Origin of the sequence: Pseudomonas sp. W4I3, assembly GCF_030816195.1 — a bacterium.
GTDB lineage: Bacteria > Pseudomonadota > Gammaproteobacteria > Pseudomonadales > Pseudomonadaceae > Aquipseudomonas.
Genome location: NZ_JAUSXS010000001.1, coordinates 204886 through 226911, shown reverse-complemented (window position 1 = coordinate 226911; position 22026 = coordinate 204886). Strand labels below are relative to the sequence as shown.

Annotated in this window: 24 protein-coding genes and 1 pseudogene; 16 read left to right on the top strand and 9 right to left on the bottom strand. The window is 61.9% G+C overall.

Translation table 11 applies throughout. From position 1 onward, the window contains the following. Positions 1-19 precede the first annotated feature (19 nt). The gene (locus QF045_RS01040) at positions 20-652 is read right to left on the bottom strand and encodes a LysE/ArgO family amino acid transporter (RefSeq protein WP_306490716.1); all 633 of its coding nucleotides are present in this window, start codon (positions 650-652) and stop codon (positions 20-22) included. A 22-nt stretch (positions 653-674) separates the two neighbouring features. Further along, positions 675-1481 (bottom strand): 2OG-Fe(II) oxygenase, encoded by an 807-nt coding sequence (locus tag QF045_RS01035; protein ID WP_306490715.1) that lies wholly within the window; start codon positions 1479-1481, stop codon positions 675-677. Positions 1482-1769: 288 nt separating this feature from the next. Here QF045_RS01035 and QF045_RS01030 point away from each other — a divergent pair, with 288 nt between their 5' ends. Further along, on the top strand, positions 1770-2405 hold the full coding sequence (locus QF045_RS01030) for an NBR1-Ig-like domain-containing protein (protein WP_306490714.1): 636 nt from the start codon (positions 1770-1772) through the stop codon (positions 2403-2405). A gap of 19 nt (positions 2406-2424) precedes the next feature. On the opposite strand, the gene QF045_RS01025 is transcribed toward QF045_RS01030, so the two are convergent. Both QF045_RS01025 and QF045_RS01020 read right to left on the bottom strand, forming a co-directional pair. Next, the gene (locus tag QF045_RS01025) at positions 2425-2712 is read right to left on the bottom strand and encodes a HigA family addiction module antitoxin (protein ID WP_306490713.1); all 288 of its coding nucleotides are present in this window, start codon (positions 2710-2712) and stop codon (positions 2425-2427) included. Between the two features lie 14 nt (positions 2713-2726). Then, positions 2727-2876: pseudogene (locus tag QF045_RS01020) on the bottom strand (type II toxin-antitoxin system RelE/ParE family toxin); the annotation flags it as partial. 475 nt (positions 2877-3351) lie between these two features. Here QF045_RS01020 and QF045_RS01015 point away from each other — a divergent pair. The 10 genes from QF045_RS01015 (at position 3352) to madM (ending at position 10979) form a co-directional block, all read left to right on the top strand. After that, positions 3352-3591, top strand: a complete 240-nt coding sequence (locus tag QF045_RS01015; protein ID WP_306490712.1) for a DUF6124 family protein — start codon at positions 3352-3354, stop codon at positions 3589-3591. 266 nt (positions 3592-3857) lie between these two features. Further along, positions 3858-5528, top strand: coding sequence for a malonate decarboxylase subunit alpha (gene mdcA / locus QF045_RS01010; protein ID WP_306490711.1), 1671 nt, complete (start codon positions 3858-3860; stop codon positions 5526-5528). Beyond that, positions 5529-6362, top strand: a complete 834-nt coding sequence (locus QF045_RS01005; protein WP_306490710.1) for a triphosphoribosyl-dephospho-CoA synthase — start codon at positions 5529-5531, stop codon at positions 6360-6362. Further along, positions 6362-6661 carry a malonate decarboxylase subunit delta gene (locus QF045_RS01000; protein WP_124388580.1) on the top strand — a complete coding sequence of 100 codons (300 nt, stop codon included), beginning with the start codon at positions 6362-6364 and terminating at the stop codon, positions 6659-6661. The genes QF045_RS01005 and QF045_RS01000 overlap by 1 nt, the downstream gene beginning before the upstream one ends. Beyond that, a complete protein-coding gene (locus QF045_RS00995; RefSeq protein WP_306490709.1) occupies positions 6654-7496 on the top strand; it encodes a biotin-independent malonate decarboxylase subunit beta in 843 nt (280 codons plus the stop codon). The genes QF045_RS01000 and QF045_RS00995 overlap by 8 nt, the downstream gene beginning before the upstream one ends. After that, positions 7493-8263 (top strand): biotin-independent malonate decarboxylase subunit gamma, encoded by a 771-nt coding sequence (mdcE, locus tag QF045_RS00990; protein WP_306490707.1) that lies wholly within the window; start codon positions 7493-7495, stop codon positions 8261-8263. The genes QF045_RS00995 and mdcE overlap by 4 nt, the downstream gene beginning before the upstream one ends. Beyond that, the gene (locus QF045_RS00985) at positions 8257-8853 is read left to right on the top strand and encodes a malonate decarboxylase holo-ACP synthase (protein ID WP_306490706.1); all 597 of its coding nucleotides are present in this window, start codon (positions 8257-8259) and stop codon (positions 8851-8853) included. Before mdcE ends, QF045_RS00985 begins: the two co-directional genes overlap by 7 nt. Continuing rightward, positions 8850-9749: a malonate decarboxylase subunit epsilon gene (gene mdcH, locus QF045_RS00980; protein ID WP_306490705.1), complete on the top strand. Its 900-nt coding sequence runs from the start codon at positions 8850-8852 to the stop codon at positions 9747-9749. Before QF045_RS00985 ends, mdcH begins: the two co-directional genes overlap by 4 nt. Positions 9750-9816: 67 nt before the next feature. Continuing rightward, positions 9817-10209 (top strand): malonate transporter subunit MadL, encoded by a 393-nt coding sequence (gene madL / locus QF045_RS00975; protein WP_306490704.1) that lies wholly within the window; start codon positions 9817-9819, stop codon positions 10207-10209. 5 nt (positions 10210-10214) lie between these two features. Then, the gene (gene madM / locus QF045_RS00970) at positions 10215-10979 is read left to right on the top strand and encodes a malonate transporter subunit MadM (protein ID WP_306490703.1); all 765 of its coding nucleotides are present in this window, start codon (positions 10215-10217) and stop codon (positions 10977-10979) included. A 128-nt stretch (positions 10980-11107) separates the two neighbouring features. Here madM and QF045_RS00965 read toward each other — a convergent pair whose 3' ends face one another. Continuing rightward, a complete protein-coding gene (locus QF045_RS00965) occupies positions 11108-12028 on the bottom strand; it encodes a LysR substrate-binding domain-containing protein (protein ID WP_306490702.1) in 921 nt (306 codons plus the stop codon). Positions 12029-12171: 143 nt separating this feature from the next. Here QF045_RS00965 and QF045_RS00960 point away from each other — a divergent pair, with 143 nt between their 5' ends. Next, entirely contained in the window at positions 12172-12789 is a 618-nt protein-coding gene (locus tag QF045_RS00960) for a hemolysin III family protein (protein ID WP_306490701.1), read from the top strand. Between the two features lie 152 nt (positions 12790-12941). Here QF045_RS00960 and QF045_RS00955 read toward each other — a convergent pair whose 3' ends face one another. Next, positions 12942-13847 carry a LysR family transcriptional regulator gene (locus QF045_RS00955; protein ID WP_306490700.1) on the bottom strand — a complete coding sequence of 302 codons (906 nt, stop codon included), beginning with the start codon at positions 13845-13847 and terminating at the stop codon, positions 12942-12944. 74 nt (positions 13848-13921) lie between these two features. On the opposite strand from QF045_RS00955, the gene QF045_RS00950 reads away from it, so the two are divergent. After that, the gene (locus QF045_RS00950) at positions 13922-15196 is read left to right on the top strand and encodes a D-amino acid dehydrogenase (protein ID WP_306494834.1); all 1275 of its coding nucleotides are present in this window, start codon (positions 13922-13924) and stop codon (positions 15194-15196) included. 33 nt (positions 15197-15229) lie between these two features. Further along, positions 15230-16132 (top strand): transporter substrate-binding domain-containing protein, encoded by a 903-nt coding sequence (locus QF045_RS00945; RefSeq protein ID WP_306490699.1) that lies wholly within the window; start codon positions 15230-15232, stop codon positions 16130-16132. A 67-nt stretch (positions 16133-16199) separates the two neighbouring features. Here the strand turns inward: QF045_RS00945 and QF045_RS00940 are convergent, their stop codons facing one another. Both QF045_RS00940 and QF045_RS00935 read right to left on the bottom strand, forming a co-directional pair. Further along, the gene (locus QF045_RS00940; protein WP_306490698.1) at positions 16200-16919 is read right to left on the bottom strand and encodes a 16S rRNA (uracil(1498)-N(3))-methyltransferase; all 720 of its coding nucleotides are present in this window, start codon (positions 16917-16919) and stop codon (positions 16200-16202) included. A gap of 141 nt (positions 16920-17060) precedes the next feature. Continuing rightward, positions 17061-18467, bottom strand: coding sequence for an adenosylmethionine--8-amino-7-oxononanoate transaminase (locus tag QF045_RS00935; RefSeq protein ID WP_306490697.1), 1407 nt, complete (start codon positions 18465-18467; stop codon positions 17061-17063). A gap of 272 nt (positions 18468-18739) precedes the next feature. Between QF045_RS00935 and QF045_RS00930 the strand changes: the two genes are divergently transcribed. Next, a complete protein-coding gene (locus QF045_RS00930; RefSeq protein WP_306490696.1) occupies positions 18740-19291 on the top strand; it encodes a cytochrome b in 552 nt (183 codons plus the stop codon). A 32-nt stretch (positions 19292-19323) separates the two neighbouring features. Next, positions 19324-19902: a YceI family protein gene (locus QF045_RS00925; protein ID WP_306490695.1), complete on the top strand. Its 579-nt coding sequence runs from the start codon at positions 19324-19326 to the stop codon at positions 19900-19902. A 185-nt stretch (positions 19903-20087) separates the two neighbouring features. Here QF045_RS00925 and QF045_RS00920 read toward each other — a convergent pair whose 3' ends face one another. Then, positions 20088-21971 carry a DEAD/DEAH box helicase gene (locus QF045_RS00920; RefSeq protein WP_306490694.1) on the bottom strand — a complete coding sequence of 628 codons (1884 nt, stop codon included), beginning with the start codon at positions 21969-21971 and terminating at the stop codon, positions 20088-20090. Positions 21972-22026: the final 55 nt, after the last annotated feature.

Sequence of the window (22026 nt, the reverse complement as noted above, 5' to 3'; positions counted from 1 at the left end):
TCGTGAGGGACGTTCCTGTCTACAGAGGCTGCAGCACAAGAAAATCAGCAATCAGCATACCGGCCAGATACACCATCAAAATCGCCACGCCCGCGTCCAATAAACGCCAGACTTTTTCCGAACGAAACAAATCCGTCAACCTTTGGCATCCCAACGCCAGAACCACAAACCACACCAGCGACGCGGTCATTGCTCCGCCGGCAAAAAACGCTTGTTGGCTGACGGGCTTTGCCGCACCAATAGAGCCAATTAGCACTACGGTATCCAGCCAGGCATACGGATTGGCAAAACCGAGTATCACCGCCGTGCGCAGCAATCCTCGTTGTGAGGTGAGGTTTTGGGCGTCTGGCATCGACCGGTTACGCACGCAAGCCACTAACCGCTGCCAGCCGAACCACAGCAGATAGGCCGCTCCAGACAGCAGCAGGAACGCCACCCAGGCTGGCTGAGTGCCGAGCAACGAGCCCAAGCCCACGACCCCAAGAGCGATGAGGATGATATCGGCGAACACGCATACCGCCACCACACCCCAGACAGGTCCGCGGCTGACACCCTGGCGAATAACCAGGGTGTCTTTCGGTCCGGGAGCGGCGAACAGTCCGATGCCCAGTAGCAGGCCTTCGAGATAAAAGGCATGAAAGTCTGGAATCATGAAGTGCTTGACCGCCTAGGTGTCAGGTCAATTGAAGAGGTTGATTGCCGAAACCGATGTGGCGCGCGTTGATGGCGCTTTTCAAGTCGATCGGTCGGTGTCGGAAAAAACCTGTCAGCGCCTGCTCCGGATCAGGGTTTACGAAGTAAATAAGAGAGCTTCGCGTCATTGGTGTCCGAGGAGTCAGAACCGCGTGGTACGCAGCGGGAATCGCGTAGTCCGAGAGCTCAGTCAGTAGCGACCCGGCCAAGATTGCAACCTCGTTCTCCAATAGTCGTACCGGCTCCAGTGAGCTGCCTCGAACCAGAACGAGTCCATCCCGAGTAGGCTTGATGAACGACAACATATGGCCATCCTCGTGAGGATCCTGAGCAAACTGGCGCTCACCCGGCCCGGAACTGGCGCCGTAGACACAAAGTTGCAGATAGGACGCTGCACGCAAAGCGGTCAACGAAGTAGCTCCGAACTCTGCGCAAACTCCGTCCATCAGTTCCTGGGCGAGCGCGCTGACCCGTTGTTCAAAAGCCTCAACGGCAGCAAAAAACTCACTTCGTGTAAATTCAAAAGCCTTGCGTTTTGATGAATGCGCAGGCCAGTAACAAAATCGCTCACACAGGTCTGGCTGATCCTCAAGGCTCGAGTACTCGGCGCCAAAGGGGAAAAATCCATCGGTGTCATTCGCGAAGGAAAACGAGGCCTTGGTGGCTGGAGATATTGTGGAGTATCCATCAACAATTTTTTTGTAATCCTCCAGCATCGCTTCCGATATCTGCAGGATGCCGAAGCCTGTTCGAGCAATGGATGCACAGCATGCTTTGATGTGGTTCATGGCTATATCCAAAGGTAGATGTAAAGGAATGCAACAAACACTCGGTTCGCAAGCATGCGAGAAACTACGACACTGGATATGGCCGACTAAAAAGGCTCAATCCATGTCCTTCACAACATCGCCAGCAGGCGGCAAGTGTGCAGGGTCAAATACACGTGGCGGCGGGCAGAGTGTCTTTTTTGGCGGACAAAGAAATGACGTTCACCTAAAAGTGGGAACTGCAGACTCCGTATGAATATAAGAACGCGAGATACCCTCAGGTCATTGGTTGCGCGGCGCAGCCGAGAGTTGGGCAAGCCCCTGACCATTCTGGCCAAGGAGGCGAAAATTTCCAGAACCTACCTGTACGGTCTAGCGGGTGGAGCGTCCAAGGACCCCTCGGTACGCACGCTGATCAGGCTGGCGAAGGCATTGCAGGTTTCTCCTTTGCTGCTGTTTCGCTACTTCGCTGACTTGGCAGGCGCGCCCGCTAATGCGTGCTCCATGGCCCCCACCAATCGGGCCGTAGGTCTTGACGATCTGGAGGACGTTGCGGTGTTCAATGCCGATGTCACCACGCCTGATCACACCGTCGTATTGCCGGGGGAAGTTTTCAAGAAAACCTGGGAGATTCAGAACCTGGGCACACGACCCTGGCGCGGGCGACGCCTGGTGCGTGTTGATGGGGAGTATGTGATTGCCCGCCGCGCAGAAGCACAAGGCCAGCTAGAGGTAGTGATGGACACCCATCTGCGTAGCCTGCACAGTGAGCTTCTTATCGCCGATACGCTGCCGGGCCAGCCCGTGCATATCAGTGTGGAGTTTGCAGCACCCAGGGAGACTTGTACGGTGGCCTCAATCTGGAGGATAGAGGATGAGATGGGGAGACCTTGTTACGGGCCAGCGTTCATTTTGCATGTGGTGGTTAACGTCATGGCGCGTTGAGCGTCCGGTCTGGTTTTCCTCAGTCCATGCGTGTAAACCGCTCAATCATCGGCTGCTCCCGATGCTCGGCCTGCCACAAGTCGTAGGCACTCTGCATCGACAACCATAACTGGGCTGTATTCACACCGGCCCGCTCCAACCGGACGGCGAGGTCCGGGCTGACCGGGGCGTGGCCATGCAAGATCCTTGAAAACGTTTCACGGGCGAAACCAAGACGTCGCGCCATTTCGGTGATGGTGATGCCCAAGGCGGGGATCACATCTTCAAGCAGGATCTCACCTGGGTGAGGTGGGTTGTGCATACCCATATCGACGCCTCTACTCAGTGGTAGTCAAGATAGTCGACCAGTTCGACCTGATCGTCGAACATCCGAAAAATGATGCGCCAGTTACCACTTATGCTGACGGACCAGTAGTCGATCAGGTCTCCCTTCAAACGATGGAAGCGCCAGCCGGGTAGGTCCAGTGCATCAATGGCCTTGCATCGGGTTTAAAGGTCGGATTCATGATCTCTGCCCGTGGCACGATTCGGATGGAAAAGGCTAGAGAGGCGAGTTCCGAGCAACAACCTGAAAAGCCTGTCGGAGCATTCTTTGCTGCCTATCGGAAGGATGACAGTGGGTGTGGGCTTAGGATTTTTCCTGCAAGATTTTGGGCCGTGCATGAACTTATGATGAGAGGCCTACGCGCCTAGTCTTCGTCCCGTCATCGCAAAAAACGGTGACACGGACGTGCAAGTCCGACGAAACTGTTTAGGCGTACAAACGCCCTGCCAACTAACGGGCGTTTTTTGTGCTCGCTGCTTTATGGCGGCTGCGCGCAGGAGGTCTTCGGACCTGCTGGGTGTCCTAAACAGGCCCGGTCTTGCACACCTGCGCACGGTCGCCACCCTCACTCGCGTGCAAGCGAACAGTGGCGCTCCTTACTGACTGTTTAGGAGGTTCATTATGATCAAACCTACCCCCAATCCGCCCCTCTTCACCGTAAACCCCCATCAAAATACCGAAACCCTGCTGGTCAACGCCAGCGAAACCCTGTCCTCCCTCAACGCGCTTACCTGCACCCTGGCCTTCGATCTGGACACTTCCCAACGCGCCATCATGCTCGGGATTCAGCAAATGGCAGAGTTTGGGCAGTTGTTGGTCGATAGAGCGCTGGAGCAAATCAGTCCTTCGCCGGAATTTTAAAGCGGTCCCAAATAGGGACTGATCGGTCCTTGTTTGGGACCGCTATCTAACAGGCGCTACTGAGCAAATGTGGGAGGGGGCTCGCCCCCGATAGCGGTGTATCAGCCACATATCTATTAGCTGACCCACCTATATCGGGGGCAAGCCCCCTCCCACATTTTGGTCTTCGTTACTCCAGGCGTAACGGTTTGCTGCCCAGCTTGATTGATGGCCCCAAGATTCACTCCTAAGGTAAGCCCCACAACAGCAAACCCCGTGGAGCGACCATGACAGCAACCATCACCCCCGACTCGCGCTGGACGCGGCGGCGCGACGAGAAGCAGCGGCGGCTCGGACTGGTCAAAAAGTATGCGGACGGGGCGGTGTTGCCCAGTGACAAGATTGTCGAGGCCCTTGAAGCCTTAATCCTCCCCGGCGACCGTGTGGTGCTCGAAGGCAACAACCAGAAGCAGGCCGATTTCCTCTCGCGCTCCCTGGCCAAGGCCGACCCGGCCAAGCTCCATGATTTGCACATGATCATGCCCAGTGTCGGGCGTTCCGAGCACCTGGATCTGTTTGAAAAAGGCATCGCCCGCAAGCTGGATTTCTCTTTCGCCGGCACCCAATCCCTGCGCATCAGCCAGTTGCTGGAAGACGGCCTGCTGGAAATCGGCGCGATCCATACTTACATCGAACTCTACGCACGGCTGGTGGTGGACCTGATCCCCAACGTGGTGCTCTCTGCCGGTTTCATGGCCGACCGCGCCGGCAATATTTACACCGGCGCCAGCACCGAAGATACGCCGGCGCTGATCGAGCCCGCCGCGTTCAGCGATGGCATCGTTATCGTCCAGGTCAACCAGTTGGTGGATGACGTGACGGACTTGCCCCGCGTCGACATCCCCGCCAGTTGGGTCGATTTCGTGGTGGTGGCCGACAAGCCGTTCTATATCGAGCCGCTGTTCACCCGCGACCCGCGTCACATCAAACCGGTGCATGTGCTCATGGCGATGATGGCGATCCGCGGCATCTACGAAAAACACAATGTGCAGTCGCTCAACCACGGCATTGGCTTCAATACCGCCGCCATCGAATTGATCCTGCCCACCTACGGCGAATCCCTGGGGCTGAAGGGCAAGATCTGCCGCAACTGGACCCTCAATCCGCACCCCACCCTGATCCCGGCGATTGAAAGTGGTTGGGTCGAAAGTGTGCATTGCTTCGGCACCGAGCTGGGCATGGAAAACTACATCGCCGCCCGCCCGGATGTGTTCTTCACCGGCCGCGACGGTTCGATGCGTTCCAACCGCATGTTCTGCCAACTCGCCGGCCAGTACGCCGTGGACCTGTTCATTGGCGCCACCCTGCAGGTGGACGGCGACGGGCATTCCTCCACCGTCACCCGTGGCCGCCTGGCCGGCTTTGGCGGCGCGCCGAACATGGGCCACGACCCCCGCGGCCGCCGCCATGGCACACCGGCCTGGCTGGACATGCGCCACGACGACGCGCCGGAAGCCTTGCTCGAACGCGGCAAAAAACTCGTCGTGCAAATGGTCGAGACGTTCCAGGAAGGCGGCAAGCCCACCTTCGTCGAGACCCTCGACGCGGTGGAAGTGGCGCGCAAAAGCGGCATGCCCCTGGCGCCGATCATGATCTACGGTGACGACGTCACCCACCTGCTCACCGAAGAAGGCATTGCCTACCTGTACAAGGCCCGCTCGCTGGAGGAGCGCCAAGCGATGATTGCGGCGGTCGCCGGGGTAACTGCCATCGGCTTGCGCCACAACCCCAAGGACACCGCACGCATGCGCCGCGAAGGCCTGATTTCCTTGCCCGAGGACTTGGGCATCCGCCGCACCGACGCAACCCGCGAGCTGTTGGCCGCCAAGAGCGTGGCCGACCTGGTGGACTGGTCCGGCGGCCTGTACAACCCACCCGCCAAATTCAGGAGCTGGTAAATGCGCGCCCTCAAACTGCATGAACTCAGCCTGGCGGATCGTCTGGCCGATATGGCCGTCGATGCGTTGATCGATGAAGCGGACTTGTCGCCCAAACCTGCCCTGGTGGACCGTCGCGGCAATGGCGCGCACAGCGATTTGCACCTGGGCCTGATGCACGCCTCGGCCCTGTCGCTGTGGCCGATGTTCAAGGAAATGGCCGAAGCCGCCCTCGAGATCGGTGAAATCGGTTTGCCCTTGCGCGAGGCCCTCGGGCGAATCGGTCGTGACGGTGAGCAGGCGATGCTCGCGACCACGGGCGGCGTGAACACCCATCGCGGCGCGATCTGGGCGCTTGGTTTGCTCACCGCCTCGGCGGCCCTTGCGCCACGCGGCGTAACGCTGAACGCTGCCAGACTGGCCCTGCTCAACGACGCTTACGCGCCAGCCACGCTCAGCCATGGTGCTCAGGTCGCCCAGCGCTATGGCGCTCGCGGCGCCCGTGAAGAAGCGCAATTGGGCTTTCCTTCGGTGACGCAACGCGGCCTGCCGCAGCTGCACAAGAGTCGCCAGCAAAACGCCGGAGAACAGAACGCCCGCCTCGACGCCTTGCTCGCGATCATGACTGATCTGGCCGACACCTGCGTGCTCTACCGTGCCGGCCCCGAAGGCCTCTTGGCCATGCAGCGCGGCGCTCAGGCCGTGCTCGACGCCGGCGGCAGCGCGACCCTTGCCGGTCGCCGCCAACTGCACGCCCTGGACCAGCAACTGCTGGCGCTGAATGCCTCCCCCGGTGGCGCCGCCGACCTGCTGGCCGCCTGCCTGTTTATCGACCGCCTCGACGGAGCGTTGTGATGGAAACCTTATCCTTTGAATTCCCCGCCGGGCAGCCACCAACAGGCCGTGCGCTGGTAGGGTGCGTCGGCTCCGGCGACCTTGAAGTGCTGCTGGAACCGGGCATCGCCGGCACGCTGACGATCCAGGTGCAAACCTCGGTCAATGGCGCCGAGCAACGTTGGCGCCACCTGTTCGAGCGCATCTTCCAGGAGCAGACGCCACCGGCCCTGAACATCGATATTCACGATTTCGGCGCCACCCCCGGCGTGGTGCGTCTGCGTCTGGAGCAAGGTTTCGAGGAGATCGGTCATGACTGACTTGCTCACCAAACACAGCTTTGTCGAGCTCGGTGCACGGCAGCGCACCCAGGCGTTGCTGGATGCTGGCACTTACCGTGAACTGATCGACCCGTTCCAACGCGTCATGTCGCCCTGGCTCAGCCGCCAGGGCGTGGTGCCCCAGGCCGATGACGGCGTGGTGATCGCCAAGGGCACCGTCGAAGGCCTGCCGGTGGTGATCGCTGCGATCGAAGGCAACTTCCAGGGCGGCAGCCTCGGTGAAGTCGGCGGCGCCAAGATCGCTGGCGCCCTGGAGCTGGCGGCTGAAGACAACCGCAACGGCATTCCAACCCGCGCCGTGCTGCTGCTGGAAACCGGCGGCGTGCGTCTGCAGGAAGCCAACCTGGGCCTGGCGGCGATTGCCGATATTCATGCGGCGATTGTCGATCTGCGCCAATACCAGCCGGTGATCGGCGTGGTGGCGGGGAGTGTCGGTTGCTTCGGTGGCATGTCCATCGCGGCCGGGTTATGCAGCTACCTGGTGGTCACCCGCGAAGCACGGCTGGGCCTGAACGGCCCGCAAGTCATCGAGCAGGAAGCCGGGCTGGAAGAATACGACTCGCGCGACCGGCCCTTCATCTGGAGCCTTACGGGCGGCGAGCAGCGCTTCAACAGCGGCCTGGCCGACCGTTATGTGGCAGACGACGTGGCGCAGATCCAGCAGACCGTCAGCGCACTGCTGCAACAGGGCGTGCCACACCAACAACGCAGCCGTCGTGCCGAGTTCTACCTGGCGTGCCTGGCCGAACTCGACGCCACGCCGCAGATCGAGCCGGCGACCGTGCGCGCGCTGTATCAGGGAGAACGCCCATGAGAGGTTTGCAGTGGTTTAACGCGTTAAGCGCTGGCGCGACGCCGGTGCAAGGGCTGCCCGACTCGCTCAAGGTCGCCGATGGCCAATTGAACGGTCAGAGCGTGCGCTTTATCGCCGTGGTCACCGACCCGAACAACCGTTTCCCTCGCGCGCGCAATGGCGAAGTTGGCTTGCTTGAAGGCTGGGGCCTGGCCAAGGCCGTCGATGAGGCCATCGCACTGGGCGATAAGCGCCCGCTGATCGCCCTTGTCGATGTGCCCAGCCAAGCCTACGGCCGCCGCGAAGAGGCCCTGGGTATCCATCAGGCCCTGGCCGCCGCCGCCGACAGCTACGCGCGCGCCCGTCTGGCCGGGCATCCGGTGATCGCGCTGCTGGTCGGCAAGGCCATGTCCGGCGCCTTCCTCGCTCACGGGTACCAAGCCAATCGCCTGATTGCCCTGCGCGACCCTGGCGTGATGGTGCATGCCATGGGCAAGGCCTCGGCGGCGCGGGTCACCTTGCGCAGCGTCGAAGAGCTGGAAGCCCTGGCCGCCAGCGTGCCGCCCATGGCGTACGACATCGACAGTTATGCCAGCCTGGGTTTGCTCTGGGAGACGCTGACCGTCAGCCAGATTGAGCAGCCCACGGCAGACGATGTGGCACGGGTCTGCGATTGCCTGGTGCACGCGATCAAGGACATCCACACCTCCGATCTGAGCGGGCGCCTGGGCGCGGCCAACCGTGCGGCGTCCAGTCACGTGCGCCAGCTGCTGCGGGAGCAGTGGTGAACGCTCACGATTTGCTCTGGGGCATGACGCCGGCGCACTTGCCCGCCGATGCGCCCGCCTGGGTGGTGGAGGCCATCAGCGCCGGTCATCCGGTGGTGGTGCGTCGCGCCATCGCCGCGCCGGGCCAGGTGGCGGTGGGCGTGCGTGGGCGTTTGCGCGAGCAGCGGTATGCCGCGCTGATGCCGGTGGCGGCGGTGCAACGGCGGGTGACGCCCGAGGCGTTGCGCGAGGAGACATCATCTCGAGATTTACCGGCGCTGCGCGCGCTCGAGCAACTGCGGCCGGTGCTGGCGCAGCAAGACTGGGGCGTCAGCGGCAGTGCCGGGTTTGAATTGGCAAGTGGCGTCGAAGCGTTGCATGCCCTGAGTGACCTGGATTTGATTCTGCAGGCGCCCGAGCCGCTGGGTCGCCTTGAGGCACGGGCGTTGCTGGCGAAACTGGATGCCGCGCCGTGCGCCGTGGACCTGCAACTGCAAACCCCGTTTGGCGCTGTTGCCTTGCGTGAATGGGCCGGTGCATCGCGCCGCGTGCTGCTCAAAACCGTCAGCGGGGCGCACCTTGTGCTCGACCCCTGGCAGGCCGTGGCATGAGCAGCCTTCTGGTGTTTCCGGGGCAAGGCGCCCAACGGTCGGGCATGCTCCAGCACCTCGCCGAACCGGTGCTCGAAGAAGCCAGTGACACCTTGGGCGAGAACGTTCGCCTGCTCGACTCGGCGCAGGCGCTGGCGAACACCCGCGCCGTGCAACTGTGCCTGCTGGTCGCGGGCGTGGCCCATGCGCGAGCGTTGCAGCACACCCCGGATTACGTTGCGGGCTTGTCCATCGGCGCCTATCCCGCCGCTGTCATCGCCGGCGCGCTGGATTTCGCCGACGCGGTCAGACTGGTCAGCCTGCGCGGTGAGTTGATGCAGCAGGCTTATCCACAGGGCTACGGCATGACCGCGCTGATAGGCCCCGAGTTATCCACCGTCGAAACCTTGCTGGCCGAGATCCACAGCCCGCAAACGCCGGTATACCTAGCCAACATCAACGCCGATAACCAGACCGTGATTGCCGGCAGCGATGCCGCCATGAAGCTTGTCGCCGAGCGCATCAAGGGCAACGGCATCGCCAGGCGCCTGGCCGTCAGCGTGCCGTCCCACTGCGCGCTGCTCAACGAACCCGCCCAGCGCCTCGCCGAGGCTTTCGTCCCACTCAAGACGCCGCGCATCACCTACCTGAGCAGCACCCGCGCGCGGCCCATCCATAACCCCGAGCAACTGCGCGATGACCTGGCCTTCAACCTGTGCCGCGTCGTCGACTGGCGCGGCACCGTGCAAAGCGCCTACGAGCGTGGCGTGCGCCTGCAGATCGAACTGCCCCCAGGCGCGGTGCTCACCGGCCTGTCTCGCCGCGTCTTCGAACAAGGCACGGTGATCGCCTGCGAAGGCGCGCGCCTGGACACCTTGCAGGCCCTGCTGCAAGAGGAGGAGCGCCGCCACCGATAAAGCAGCATTGAAGGCTTTCGAAGCACAACAACAACAATTTCGATCGAGCACTTTGAGGACAACAACAATGATTATCTACGGTGTGGCGTTTCTGGCGCTGTGCACGTTGGCCGGCCTGTTTGTCGGTGAACTGCTGGGTAAATGGATGGGCATTCCCGCCAACGTCGGCGGGGTGGGTATCGCCATGCTGCTGCTGATCGGCCTGGGCAGTTATCTGGGCAAGCGCGGTTTGTTTACCGGCAAGTCGGAGCAGGGCGTGAGCTTCTGGGCCGCGATCTATATCCCGATTGTGGTGGCGATGGCGGCTCAGCAAAACGTGTATGGCGCTATCAGTGGTGGCCCCATGGCGATTCTGGCCGGGACCGTTGCAGTGGTACTGGGCTTTGCCCTGGTGCCGGTGCTGGTTCGCATCGGCAACCGCGAGCCTGTCGCGGCGGCTCCCACCAAAGAAGCCGGGTGATTGCCATGTACGAATCGTTGATGAAAGTGATCACCGGCTACGGCTTGATCAGTGGTTTTGCCCTGATCGGCCTGACCATGTGGGTCTCCTATTGGATTTCCAACACCTTCACCAAAGGCCGCCTGCACGGCTCGGCCATCGCCATTCTGCTGGGCTTGTTGCTGTCGTATGTAGGCGGCGCGTTCACCGGCGGCTCGAAGGGTGTGGTGGATATTCCGCTGTTGTCAGGTATCGGTCTGCTGGGCGGCGCCATGCTGCGCGATTTCGCCATTGTCGCCACGGCCTTTGGGGTGAGTGTCGATGAGCTCAAGCGCGCCGGGTATGTGGGCGTGCTTGCGCTGTTTGTCGGCGTGGGTTCGTCGTTTATTGCCGGCGTCGGGGTGGCCATGGCGTTCGGTTATACCGATGCGGTGAGCCTGACCACCATTGGTGCCGGGGCCGTGACCTACATCGTCGGCCCGGTGACCGGCGCGGCGATCGGGGCCAGTTCCGAGGTCATGGCGTTGTCCATAGCCGCAGGGTTGATCAAGGCGATTCTGGTGATGGTGATGACACCGTTCGTAGCGCCGCTGATCGGGCTGAACAACCCACGCAGCGCGGTGATTTTCGGTGGATTGATGGGCACTTCCAGCGGTGTGGCAGGCGGCTTGGCGGCGACCGATCCGAAGCTGGTGCCGTACGGTTGCCTGACGGCCGCGTTCTATACAGCCCTAGGGTGTTTGCTTGGGCCGTCGTTGCTGTTTCTTGCGATGCGGGGTTTGGTGGGCTGACTGGGGGCTTTGATCGTTCCCACGCTCTGCGTGGGGATGCAGCTCTGGACGCTCCGCGTCCGCTCTTGAAGGCGGGACGCGGAGCGTCCCAAGAGGCGTTTCCCACGCGGAGCGTGGGAACGATCAGATCAGGGCGGCGCCTGGCGATTGGCATACATCCGACACTCCGCCAGCAACGCCAGCAGGTTCGGGTCACGCTCCTTGGCCTTCAGGAACACCACGCCGATATGCTGCTGCAGCCGATACCTGGGCTGCAGCGGTATCAGCTTCACACGGTTCTCGTACACCGCCGCGATCCGGCCCGGCAGCAACGCATAACCCACCCCCGAACTGACCATGCTCAGCAGCGTGAAGATGTCGTTGACCTGCATCGCCACCTTCGGCTCGAACCCCGCCTGCTTGAACACCCGATTGCCGTCCTGATGGGTGGCGAAGCCTTGGCTGAGGGTGATGAAAGTCGCGTCGCGCACCTCGGCCAAGTCGATCTGCTGTTCGCGGTCGAAGGGCGAGTCGGCCGGGGTGGCGAGGAAAATATCGTCGCAGAACAGCTCGATCTGCTCACAGTCCGGGTCGTTGGCGCGGTCGTCGAGGGAGATGAGGATCGCGTCCACTTCCATGTTCTTGAGCTTGTAGAGCAGGTCGAAGTTGGAGCCCAGAATCAAGTCGATATTCAGTTCGCTGCGGCGGATTTTCAGGCCCATGATCAGTTGCGGCACGGTCTTGACCGTCAGCGAATACAGCGAGCCCAGCTTGAAGCGCTCGGCGGAGAAACCGGCGGCTTCGCGGGTCAGGCGCACGCTGTCGACGACGTCGGCCACCAGTTTCTGCGCGCGCTCTTCGAGTACGTAGGCGCTTTCCAGTGGTGTGAGGTTGCGCCCTTCATGTTTGAACAGCGGGCAGCGCAGGGCATTTTCCAGCGAATGAATGGCGCGGTGCACGCTGACATTGCTGGTTTGCAACTCGGCGGCGGCGCGGGCGAGGTTGCCGGTGCGCATGAACGCCAGGAAGATTTCCAGCTTTTTGAGGGTGAATTCTTCGTCGATCAACATGGCCGGGGCTCTTGTTCGAATGCCCTCGATTGTGCCCGTAAAACCTTGCGGCGTCGCCGGAACGTCACACGGCGCTTGCACTCTGATGCGCAAGGCTGGAGGCTTGCCGCCAGCCGTCAAGGGTGATGGGAGGTCAACGATAGATGTATCACGGGGAACGTTTCAACGCGTGGAGCCATTTGCTCGGCGCTGTCGCGGCGTGTATCGGCGCGGTGTGGATGCTGGTGGTGGCGGCTATGGATGGCAGCCCCTGGAAGATCGTCAGCGTGGCGATTTATGGTTTTACGCTGATCGTGTTGTACAGCGCTTCGACGGTGTATCACAGCGTGCGAGGGCGGCGAAAAGAGATCATGCAGAAGGTCGATCACTTTTCGATCTACCTGCTGATCGCCGGCAGCTACACACCGTTTTGCCTGGTGACACTGCGCGGGCCGTGGGGCTGGACGCTGTTCGGGATTGTGTGGGGGCTGGCGGTGATCGGCATTTTGCAGGAGATCAAGCCACGCTCGGAGGCGCGCATCCTGTCCATCGTGATCTATGCGGTGATGGGCTGGATCGTGCTGGTGGCGGTCAAACCGCTGCTCGCGGCGTTGGGCACGGCCGGGTTTGTGTGGCTGGCGTCGGGCGGGGTGTTGTACACCGTGGGCATTATCTTTTTTGCGCTGGAGGATCGCCTGCGCCATTCCCATGGGATCTGGCACTTGTTTGTGATCGGCGGCAGCCTGCTGCATTTTGTGGCGATCATGCATTACGTGCTTTGAATGTGGGAGCTCACTGTAGGAGCGAGCTTGCTCGCGAAAAACGTCCAGGCAACGCGTTCATTCTGGATAAACGCGGGGGGCCCTGAATTCTTCGCGAGCAAGCTCGCTCCTACAAAAAGCCTTAACTGACTGGCATCAGGGCAAGCCGCCTGTCACTGAAGGCGTTCCAGCAGCTCACCGGCGCGACTGCCGACAATCTCCAGCAGCCGGGCCAGCATGTGCGGCGGTGGCTCGTTGGCGCGGGTCAGCGCGTAGAGGGTGATGGGCAGCGGCGGGGTAAGCGTGCGGATGTCCGTCGTGGCCGTCGAAGCCCCCAGCGCGGTGAACGGATCGATCACGGTCAGGCCCGCGCCGGATTCGACCATCGCACGGGCCAGTGAATAGGTTTGCACCGAGATCGTCACCCGTGGCGCGGGCTCGACATTTTCCAGATAACTGCCCAGCTTCGCCGCCAGCGGGTCGGCGCTGGACAGGCCGATCAGGGGCGCGCCGGCCAGTTCGGCCAACGGCAGGGGCTTGTGCCGTCCAGCGTCCGGCCAATAGCCTTTTGACGCCAGCGCCACCAGTACACCGTTGGCCAGCACCTGGGTGGTGAGCCCTGGATGCCCTGAGAAACTGAGGGTCAGCGCCAGGTCGATCTCGCGCATCAGCAGCTTCTGCACCAGTTCGCGGCTATGGTCGCTGGACAGCTCGCAGGCGACGTCCGGGTAATCGCGCTTCCATTGAAGGATCGACGGCGGCAGCAGCGACAGCGCCAACGCGGGGATCGCGCCGATGCGGATGCTTTGCCCAGGTTCGCGGCGCAAGCTGTTGGCCAGGCGCCGCACGCCTTGAAGGCTTGCGCTGACTTTCTCGACTTCGCTTTCCAGCGCCAGCGCTTCTGGCGTGGGCTGCAATTTGCCACGTACCCGCAGGAACAACGCAAAGCCCAGCTGCAGTTCGGCGTGCTGCAACACTTTGGTCACGGCCGGTTGCGAGACGTGCAGCAACTGCGCGGCGGCGCTGATCGAGCCGGTCTGGCGGATGGCCTGGAAGATTTCGATATGACGCAAGCGCATGGCGAGTCCCATAACCTTTGTTTATAGGTGAGCCATCTTTATTCATTGTCGGTGGCCTGTCACCTGGCTCTACGCTGAGCGCTCTTAATCGAAGGCGGGAGGCGGGGATGGCCAGGCAGGTTTGTATCATCGGCGGTGGAGTCATCGGCTTGGCGAGCGCTTATGCCTTGGTGCGTGCCGGCCATGAAGTGACGCTGATCGACGCCCGCGACAGCTTGGCCAGCGAAACCAGCTTCGCCAATGGCGGGCAGCTGTCCTATCGCTATGTGGCGCCGTTGGCGGATGCCGGCGTGCCGCTGCAGGCGCTTGGCTGGTTGCTGCGCGGTGACTCGCCGTTGAAGCTGCGCCCACGGCTGGACCCCCAACAATGGCGCTGGATGGCCGCCTTCATGGCCGCCTGCCGGAGTTCGGTGAATAAGCGCAATGCCGCCCATTTATTGCGCCTCGCGTCCTTGAGCCAGACCACGTTGGAGCATTGGCGCGTGGATGACCGCCTGGAGGGTTTCGATTGGCGCCGAAACGGCAAGCTGGTGACCTTCCGTAATGCCGCCACCTTCGAGCATGCGCGCAGCAAGGTCACCGATGTTTTGCAGCAACAGGTGCTGTCGACGCACGATTGCGCGCGGCTGGAGCCGACATTGGCGGCGGCGGATTTTGTTGGCGGTATCTACACGCCAAACGAGGAAGTCGCCGATTGTCATGCCTTCTGCCAACGGCTGGCGGCCCGGCTTGAGGCGTCGGGGCGCTGCACGTTTATGCTGGGGCGCAAGGTCACCGGGCTGCGCCATGCCGACGGTGCCGTACAGGCCATCGAGCTGGGGCATGAGGTGATGCCGGTGACACACGTGGTGCTGGCAGCCGGGCACCGCAGCGCCGCGTTGGGCTTGCCAGGGCTGGCGCTGCCGCTGTATCCACTCAAGGGTTACAGCCTGAGCGTGCCGATTGGCGCCGAGCACCGGGCGCCGAACTTGAGCATTACCGACTATGACCGCAAGATCGTCTACGCACGTATCGGCGAGCAACTGCGCGTCGCGGCGATGGTGGATATCGTCGGCTTCGACGCGGGCCTTGAGCCCAAGCGCCTGGCCTTGATCAAGCGCCAGGCCCTGGACACATTTCCCCTGGCTGGCGACTACGCCCATGCGCTCGAATGGGCCGGCATGCGCCCGGCCACGCCGACCGGAGTACCGCTGATTGGCGCCAGCCGCTACCGCAACTTGTGGCTGAACCTCGGCCACGGCGCCCTTGGCTTTACGCTGGCGTGCGGCAGCGGCCAACTGCTGGCCGAGCTGATCGATCAGCGCGCGCCTTCCATCGACCTGCAGGGCCTGGCGCCCCGCGCCGCTTGAATCTCTACCACCCGAAACCAACGGAGAATAACAATGAAAAAAATCCTGTTGACCGGCTGCACCCTGGGCCTTTTGTTCGGCGCACAGGCGCAGGCGACGCAAGCGCCGCTCGACGGCACCTTGAGCAAGATCGCCAGCGCCAAGTCCATCACCCTGGGGTACCGCGATGCGTCGGTGCCGTTTTCCTATGTGGCCGACAGCAGTGGCAAACCCATGGGCTATTCGGTGGACCTGGCGAACAGGATCGTGGCGCGTATCCAGCAGAAAACCGGGGTGGCGGACCTCAAGGTGAACTACAACCTGGTGACCTCTCAAACCCGTATTCCCCTGGTGCAGAACGGCACGGTGGATCTGGAGTGCGGCTCTACCGGCGTGACGGCTGAACGGCAACAGCAGGTGGCGTTCTCCTACGGTTTTATCTACGTGAAGGGCCAATTGCTGACCGCCAGGGACAGCGGGATCAACGGCTTTGACGACCTCAAGGGCAAGAACGTGGTGACCACCGCCGGCACCACCAACGAGCGATTCCTCAAGCGCTACAACGCCGAGCACAAGGCCGATATGTTCGTGATCAGCGCCAAGGACCATGGCGAAGCGTTCAAGATGCTCGAAACTGGCCGCGCGGCGGCCTTCTATATGGATGACGCGCTGCTCTACGGTGAGCGCGCCAAAGCAAAAGACCCACATAACTGGGTGGTGGTGGGGCAAGAGCAATCGCGGGAAATCTACAGCTGCATGGTACGCAAGGACGACCCGCAGTTTCTGGCAGTGGTCAACGAGACACTCGCAGAGCTGTACCGCAGTGGAGAGATCAATGGGATTTACCAGCGCTGGTTTGAGCAGCCGATTCCGCCTAAGGGGTTGAACCTGGAGTTCCCGATGACCACTGAGCTGAAGCAGATTATCGCCAGGCCGATCAGCGACCCGGTGGAGTGATCGCCACACACCAAATGTGGGAGGGGGCTTGCCCCTCCCACAGTTTTGATTGGGTTTGCATGGGTGGTTAGAAGTCACCCCAGAGTTGTTGAGCGACGGCCAGCGCCACGACCGGTGCAGTCTCGGTGCGCAATACCCGCGGGCCGAGGCGGGCGGCATGGAAGCCGGCGGCCTGGGCGGTTTCGACTTCGTTGTCGGTCAGCCCACCCTCCGGCCCGATCAGGAAGGCCAGGCTTGAAGGCTTGGCATGGCTGACCATCGGCTCGGCCACCGGGTGCAACACCAGCTTCAAGTCGGCCTCGGCTTGCTTGAGCCAATCCGCCAACAACAGCGGCGGGTGAATCACCGGTACCGTCGACCGCCCGCATTGCTCGCACGCGCTGATCGCCACCTGGCGCCAGTGCAGCAGGCGTTTGTCGGCGCGTTCGTCTTTGAGGCGCACTTCGCAGCGGTCGCTGAAAATCGGCGTGATGGCGTTGACGCCCAGTTCGGTGGCTTTCTGGATCGCCCAGTCCATGCGTTCGCCCCGCGACAGGCCCTGGCCAAGATGAATATGCAGCGGCGATTCAGTCTGGCCCTTGAAGCTTTCGGTCAGTTGCACGGATACGCGTTTTTTGCCGACTTCCAGCAACTGCCCGAGAAACTCCTGGCCCGAGCCGTCGAACAGTTGCACGGCGTCGCCTTCGACCATGCGCAACACCCTGCTGATGTAATGCGCCTGGGCTTCAGGCAACTCGTGGTCGCCGAGGCTCAGCGGGGTGTCGGTGAAAAAACGGGACAGTCTCATTGCGGTTCTCTGGAAAATTTATGCATACACACTTCTGTCTTACTGTAGGAGCGAGCTTGCTCGCGAAAAACCTACAGCCGACGCCGCGATGTGCCTGGAATACCTTCGCGAGCAAGCTCGCTCCTACAGGGGGTTTGGACGCTAGCCCGGATCGCGAAAACCTGGGTGAAAATCCTTCGGCACTGCAACGCTGACCTTGCTGTTGGTGGCGATATCGATGCCTTCACTCGCGACCTCGGCGAGAAAATCGATCTGCTCCGGTGTTATCACGTACGGCGGCAGGAAGTACACCACGCTGCCCAGCGGACGCAACAGCGCGCCGCGCTCCAGGGCATGCTCGAATACCTTCAGGCCACGGCGTTCCTGCCAGGGATAGGGGGCCTTGGTGGCTTTGTCCTGCACCATTTCGATGGCCAGCACCATGCCGGTCTGGCGCACTTCAGAGACGTGCGGGTGGTCCACCAGGTGCGCCGTGGCGCTGGCCATGCGCTGGGCCAGCGCCTTGTTGTTTTCGATGACGTTGTCTTCTTCGAAGATATCCAGGGTGGCCAGGGCCGCCGCGCAGGCCAGCGGGTTGCCGGTGTAGCTGTGGGAGTGCAGGAAGGCGCGCAGGGTGGGGTAGTCGTCGTAGAAGGCGCTGTAGACGTCGTCGGTGGTGACCACGGCGGCCAGGGGCAGGTAGCCGCCGGTCAGGGCTTTGGACAGGCACAGGAAGTCCGGGCGGATGCCGGCTTGTTCACAGGCGAACATGCTGCCCGTGCGGCCAAAGCCCACGGCGATTTCGTCGTGGATCAAGTGCACGCCATAGCGGTCGCAGGCTTCGCGCAGCAGCTTGAGGTACACCGGGTGATACATGCGCATGCCACCGGCACCCTGGATCAGCGGTTCGACGATGACGGCGGCGACGCTGTCATGGTGCTCGGCCAGGGTCTGCTCCATGGCCAGGAACATCGTGCGTGAATGTTCTTCCCAGCTCACGCCCTCAGGGCGCAGGTAGCAGTCAGGGCTTGGCACTTTGAGGGTGTCGAGCAGCAACGCCTTGTAGGTCTCGGTAAACAGCGGCACGTCGCCCACCGACATCGCGGCGATGGTTTCGCCGTGGTAGCTGTTGGTCAGGGTGACGAAGCGCTTCTTGTTCGGCAGGCCACGGTTGAGCCAATAGTGAAAGCTCATCTTCAGCGCGACTTCGATACACGATGAACCGTTATCGGCATAAAAGCAGCGAGTCAGGCCTTCGGGGGTCATCGCGACCAGTCGCTCGGACAACTCGATCACCGGCTGGTGGCTGAAACCGGCGAGGATCACGTGCTCCAACTGGTCGACCTGGTCCTTGATGCGCTGGTTGATACGCGGATTGGCGTGGCCGAATACGTTGACCCACCAGGAACTGACCGCATCGAGGTAACGCTTGCCTTCGAAGTCCTCCAGCCATACGCCTTCACCGCGCTTGATCGGCACAAGGGGCAGTTGCTGGTGGTCTTTCATCTGGGTGCAGGGATGCCACAGCACCGCGAGGTCGCGTTGCATCCACTGGTTGTTCAAGCCCATCGGTGATCTCCTCGAAGCGGTCCCGCAACCTGCGCGGGCGAAACAATCGCGCAAGCCTATGCAATGGTGGCGTGGGTCACAAGCCATTGTGGGGAAATTCGCGGTAAATGCAGGACGGTCTGTCACGTTTCCAGGGAATAGTCTTAATCCCTTGTTAATTTATGATGCATAGCCTCTTCATCACATTTCTCGATATTTCAAAGCGAAATTTTCCGCTTTAATTCGATAGGTAAAGCGCTAGTCTTGGGCACAGTTCTTACGGGATTAAGTACATGCAGCTACGCAATTCACCGGCCAGCTATGGTTGGGTCAGTATGGTTTTGCACTGGGGCGTGGCCTTGGTGGTATTTGGATTGTTCGCCCTGGGCCTGTGGATGGTCGGCCTCGACTACTACAGCGCCTGGCGCAAAGACGCGCCGGACCTGCACAAGAGCATCGGCATCACGCTGTTCGCGATCATGCTGGTGCGTATCGTGTGGCGTCTGATCAGCCCGCCGCCCGCGCCGTTGGCCAGCTACAGCCGGTTGACCCGCATCGGTGCCAAGTTTGGCCATGTGTTCCTGTATCTCGGGCTGTTCGCCGTGATGATTGCCGGATACCTGATTTCCACCGCAGACGGTGTCGGTATTCCGGTGTTTGGCCTGTTTGAAATTCCTGCCCTGGTTTCCGGTCTACCGGACCAGGCAGACACCGCCGGCTGGGTGCACCTGTACCTGGCCTGGGTGTTGGTTGTATTCGCCGGCTTGCACGGCGTCGCGGCATTGAAACACCACTTTATCGATCGTGATGCGACCCTGACGCGAATGCTGGGGCGCAAAGCCTGATGTTCAACCTCGACTCACAAGGAATAGAAAGCATGTTGAAGAAGACACTCGCCGCTCTGGCAATCGGTTCTGCCCTGCTGTCCGCAGGTTCGGCGATGGCCGCTGACTACAAGATCGACAAAGAAGGCCAGCACGCCTTTATCGATTGGAAAATCAGCCACCTGGGCTACAGCTACATCCACGGTACCTTCAAGGACTGGGACGGCACCTTCAGCTGGGATTCGGCCAAGCCTGAAGCCAGCAAAATCGCAGTCGACGTGAAAACCGCCAGCCTGTGGTCCAACCACGCTGAACGTGACAAGCACATCGCCAGCAAAGACTTCCTTGACGTAGCCAAGTTTGCCGACGCCAAGTTCGTGTCCACCGCGGTTAAATCCACCGGTGACAAAACCGCTGACGTGACCGGCGACCTGACGTTCCACGGTGTGACCAAGCCTGTGACTTTCAAGGCCACCTTCAACGGCGAAGGCAAGGACCCATGGGGTGGCGAACGTGCCGGCTTCAACGCCAAGACCACGATCGACCTGAACGATTTCGGCGTGAAAGGCCCAGGCCCGACTTCGCAGACCGTGGACCTGGATATTTCGCTGGAAGGCGTGAAGCAGAAGTAATGTCCGCCTGACAATGCGGACCTTTGTGGGAGGGGGCTTGCTCCCGATAGCGGTGTGTCAGCCCTAGCAATGCTGGCTGATCTATTGCTATCGGGAGCAAGCCCCCTCCCACATTTGCTCTGATCGAGCCAAAAAAAATGCCCCGCATCCAAGGATACGGGGCATTTTTTATGGCGTCTGGAAACTCAGCGGTTGCGGGTCAGCAGCGCTGGCTTTTCACCACGAGGACGGCCAGGCAGTTGATCCAACTGCTCGGGTGTCGGGAAGCGATCCGCTTTCGACTCCTTGTGGATGATCTTCGGCGCTGGACCACCGCGCGGGTTTTGCACCGCTGGCTCGGACGAACGTGGCTGCTCGTCACGGGCCGGGCGGCGGCTGTTGCTGCGCGAGTCTTCGCGACGGGCCTGGCCGTCACGCGGTGCACCACTGCGTGGGCCGTTGCGCTTGGCTGGCGGCGTACCGGTGGTGCCGCCGCTGCTGTTGCGCGGGCCGTTCTGACGCGCGCCCTGTGGCTGGCCGCCACGTGGGGTAGCGGCGCCAGCGCCCTGTGCAGGGGCGCCCGGACGACGGCTACGGCCCTGGGCCGGCTTGGCCTGGGGCACGTAGTCGACGCGGTTACCGAAGTTATCCACATCGTCGTCGAGGAACTCGTCCGGAGCACGGTCGGCGGCGGCGCGTGGCGGCTGGCTCGGCTGGCGCTGTTCGCGGGCCGGGGTGCCTTCACGGGGCTTCTGCTCACGGGCCGGGCGTTCGCCACGGCTGCTGGTCGCGGATTTTTCCTTGCCCTTGTCCTTGCCCTTGTCGCGACGACCACCGCCGCCACCGCCGCCGTTCGGGCCATCGCCCTTCGGACCGCGTGGGTTGCGTGGGTTGCGCACGTCCGGGCGCTCGCGCGCTTCAGGCTTCTCGGCCTCGACGGTGCTGGCATCGAAGCCCATCAGGTCGCCGTCGGCGATTTTCTGCTTGGTCATGCGCTCGATGCTTTTCAGCAGTTTTTCTTCGTCCGGTGCGACCAGGGAAATGGCCTCGCCCGAACGACCGGCACGGCCAGTACGGCCGATACGGTGCACGTAGTCCTCGTCGACGTTCGGCAGCTCGAAGTTGACCACGTGCGGCAATTGGTCGATATCCAGGCCGCGTGCGGCGATATCGGTGGCGACCAGGATGCGCACAGTGCCAGCCTTGAAGTCGGCCAGGGCTTTGGTGCGCGCGTTCTGGCTCTTGTTACCGTGGATGGCGACGGCGGTGAGGCCGTGCTTGTCCAGGTACTCGGCCAGGCGGTTGGCACCGTGCTTGGTGCGAGTGAACACCAGCACCTGTTCCCAGGCACCGTGGGTGATCAGGTGCGCCAGCAGCGAGCGTTTATGGCTGGCGGGCAGGCGGAATACGCGTTGCTCGATACGCTCGACCGTGGTGTTGGGCGGCGTGACTTCGATGCGCTCCGGGTTGTGCAGCAGCTTGCCGGCCAGGGCAGTGATGTCCTGGGAGAACGTGGCCGAGAACAACAGGTTCTGACGTTTGGCCGGCAGGCGGGCGAGGACCTTTTTCACGTCATGGACAAAGCCCATGTCGAGCATGCGGTCGGCTTCGTCCAGCACGAGGATTTCCACGTGGGACAAATCGATGCTGCCTTGGCCGCACAGGTCGAGCAAACGACCCGGGCACGCCACCAGCACGTCAACACCGCGGGACATGGCCTGAACCTGAGGGTTCATGCCGACGCCGCCGAAGATGCAGGCGCTGACGAACTTCAGGTCGCGGGCATACAGCTTGAAGCTGTCGTGCACCTGGGCGGCGAGTTCGCGGGTGGGGGTCAGGACCAGTACGCGCGGTTGACGCGGGCCGTGACGCTGGGATTTGTCCGGGTGACCGTTGGGGAACAACCGCTCCAGAATCGGGAGGGCGAAACCACCGGTTTTACCGGTACCTGTCTGCGCCGCAACCATCAGGTCGCGACCTTGCAACACGGCGGGAATGGCCCGCTGTTGCACCGGAGTAGGCTCGGTATAGCCCGCTGCCTCGATGGCGCGGACTAAAGCCTCGGAGAGACCGAGGGAAGCAAAGGACATGAGTAATCCTGTTTTAGTTAGGGCTTGGCCCAAAGGGATAATCTTGCCGGGCGTG

Excerpts from the sequence above, each read along its gene's own strand:
- QF045_RS01040 (WP_306490716.1), bottom strand. The coding sequence starts at position 652 with ATGATTCCAGACTTTCATGCCTTTTATCTCGAAGGCCTGCTACTGGGC.
- QF045_RS01035 (WP_306490715.1), bottom strand. The coding sequence starts at position 1,481 with ATGAACCACATCAAAGCATGCTGTGCATCCATTGCTCGAACAGGCTTC.
- QF045_RS01025 (WP_306490713.1), bottom strand. The coding sequence starts at position 2,712 with ATGGGTATGCACAACCCACCTCACCCAGGTGAGATCCTGCTTGAAGAT.
- QF045_RS01015 (WP_306490712.1), top strand. The coding sequence starts at position 3,352 with ATGATCAAACCTACCCCCAATCCGCCCCTCTTCACCGTAAACCCCCAT.
- mdcA (WP_306490711.1), top strand. The coding sequence starts at position 3,858 with ATGACAGCAACCATCACCCCCGACTCGCGCTGGACGCGGCGGCGCGAC.
- QF045_RS01005 (WP_306490710.1), top strand. The coding sequence starts at position 5,529 with ATGCGCGCCCTCAAACTGCATGAACTCAGCCTGGCGGATCGTCTGGCC.
- QF045_RS01000 (WP_124388580.1), top strand. The coding sequence starts at position 6,362 with ATGGAAACCTTATCCTTTGAATTCCCCGCCGGGCAGCCACCAACAGGC.
- QF045_RS00995 (WP_306490709.1), top strand. The coding sequence starts at position 6,654 with ATGACTGACTTGCTCACCAAACACAGCTTTGTCGAGCTCGGTGCACGG.
- mdcE (WP_306490707.1), top strand. The coding sequence starts at position 7,493 with ATGAGAGGTTTGCAGTGGTTTAACGCGTTAAGCGCTGGCGCGACGCCG.
- mdcH (WP_306490705.1), top strand. The coding sequence starts at position 8,850 with ATGAGCAGCCTTCTGGTGTTTCCGGGGCAAGGCGCCCAACGGTCGGGC.
- madL (WP_306490704.1), top strand. The coding sequence starts at position 9,817 with ATGATTATCTACGGTGTGGCGTTTCTGGCGCTGTGCACGTTGGCCGGC.
- madM (WP_306490703.1), top strand. The coding sequence starts at position 10,215 with ATGTACGAATCGTTGATGAAAGTGATCACCGGCTACGGCTTGATCAGT.
- QF045_RS00965 (WP_306490702.1), bottom strand. The coding sequence starts at position 12,028 with ATGTTGATCGACGAAGAATTCACCCTCAAAAAGCTGGAAATCTTCCTG.
- QF045_RS00960 (WP_306490701.1), top strand. The coding sequence starts at position 12,172 with ATGTATCACGGGGAACGTTTCAACGCGTGGAGCCATTTGCTCGGCGCT.
- QF045_RS00955 (WP_306490700.1), bottom strand. The coding sequence starts at position 13,847 with ATGCGCTTGCGTCATATCGAAATCTTCCAGGCCATCCGCCAGACCGGC.
- QF045_RS00945 (WP_306490699.1), top strand. The coding sequence starts at position 15,230 with ATGAAAAAAATCCTGTTGACCGGCTGCACCCTGGGCCTTTTGTTCGGC.
- QF045_RS00940 (WP_306490698.1), bottom strand. The coding sequence starts at position 16,919 with ATGAGACTGTCCCGTTTTTTCACCGACACCCCGCTGAGCCTCGGCGAC.
- QF045_RS00935 (WP_306490697.1), bottom strand. The coding sequence starts at position 18,467 with ATGGGCTTGAACAACCAGTGGATGCAACGCGACCTCGCGGTGCTGTGG.
- QF045_RS00930 (WP_306490696.1), top strand. The coding sequence starts at position 18,740 with ATGCAGCTACGCAATTCACCGGCCAGCTATGGTTGGGTCAGTATGGTT.
- QF045_RS00925 (WP_306490695.1), top strand. The coding sequence starts at position 19,324 with ATGTTGAAGAAGACACTCGCCGCTCTGGCAATCGGTTCTGCCCTGCTG.
- QF045_RS00920 (WP_306490694.1), bottom strand. The coding sequence starts at position 21,971 with ATGTCCTTTGCTTCCCTCGGTCTCTCCGAGGCTTTAGTCCGCGCCATC.